The sequence below is a fragment of the Ideonella azotifigens genome, assembly GCF_006519715.1.
Taxonomy (GTDB): Bacteria; Pseudomonadota; Gammaproteobacteria; order Burkholderiales; family Burkholderiaceae_C; genus Ideonella; species Ideonella azotifigens.
Map to the genome: position 1 here is coordinate 1 of NZ_VIDT01001096.1, position 1,260 is coordinate 1,260.

Sequence of the window (1,260 nt, forward strand, 5' to 3'; positions counted from 1 at the left end):
AGCTTCATCGAGCAGGCCGGCCAGCGCCTGCGCGACGCCTGCCAGCGCGGCCAGCCCATGGCCCTGCTGCTGCTGGACGTGGACCACTTCAAACAGGTCAATGACGAACACGGCCATGCCGCGGGCGATGCCATGCTGTGCCACCTGACGCAGCTGGTCCGCGCCACGCTGCGGGCAGACGACATCTTCGCCCGCGTCGGCGGCGACGAATTCGCCGTCGTGCTCGACGGGCCGGAACACGCGGCCAGCCTGGCCCAGCGCCTGCCGCTGCTGTTCGATGAACATCCGCTGAAGCTTGGCGAGCGCCAGCTGCCCTGCCGCATCAGCCTGGGCGCAGCACTCATCCGCCCCGAACTGCACACGGTGGACAGCGCGCTGAACCAGGCCGACCTGGCGCTTTACGAAGCCAAGCGCCAGGGCCGCAACCGCGCGGTGCTGATCGACACGCACGCCGCCGACGATGCCGGGCCGCCCCTCGGCTGAAAAACCGTCAGGCCTGCACAAACCGCGGCCCACCATGCGGGATTCACGCAAGGCACGGGCAGGGACAGCCACTACCATTGCCCCCATCTGCGTTTTCCTGAGGGCCGCCGGCGATCCCGAGGCCTGCCGCCATGGACATCTACCTCGACGCCAATGCCACCACGCCGGTGCTGGCCCAAGCCCGCCATGCCGCCATCCAGGCGATGGTCGACGACTACGGCAACCCCAGCTCCATCCACAGCACCGGCCTGAAGGCCAAGTCCCTGATCGACGGCGTGCGTGCGCTGGCCCGCCGCCTGCTCGGCGCGGGTGACGGCCAGCTGCTGTTCACCAGCGGCGCGACCGAAGGCATCCAGACCGCCGTGCTGTCCAGCCTGGGCGCGCTGCGCGAACGCCGCGAGCGCGGCGAAGCCATCGGCAGCCTGCTGCTGTACGGCGCCACCGAACACAAGGCCGTGCCCGAGGCGCTGAAACACTGGAACCGGCTGCTCGGCCTGGGCCTGCAGGTGCAGGCGATTCCGGTGGGCACCGACGGGCTGCACGACCTGGCCTGGCTGGCCGAACATGCGGCGGATGCCGGCCTGGTCTGCACCATGGCCGCGAACAACGAGACCGGTGTGATCAGCGACCTGGACGGCATTGCCGCCACGCTGCAGGCCGCCGGCAGCCGCGCCTTCTGGATGGTGGACGGCGTGCAGGCGCTGGGCAAGCTGCCGCTGCGCCTGGCCGAGCGCCGCATCGACTACGCGCCCTTCTCGGGCCACAAGCTCTATGCGC

General features: G+C 70.3%; 2 protein-coding genes. Both read left to right on the forward strand.

Going from position 1 to position 1,260, the window contains the following annotated elements; translation table 11 throughout:
* Positions 1-483, forward strand: a 483-nt coding sequence (locus tag FKP22_RS30820; RefSeq protein ID WP_141291988.1) for a GGDEF domain-containing protein, incomplete at its 5' end; no start/stop codon positions are given.
* 131 nt (positions 484-614) lie between these two features.
* A partial coding sequence (locus tag FKP22_RS30825) for an aminotransferase class V-fold PLP-dependent enzyme (protein ID WP_141291989.1) occupies positions 615-1,260 on the forward strand: 646 nt, incomplete at its 3' end.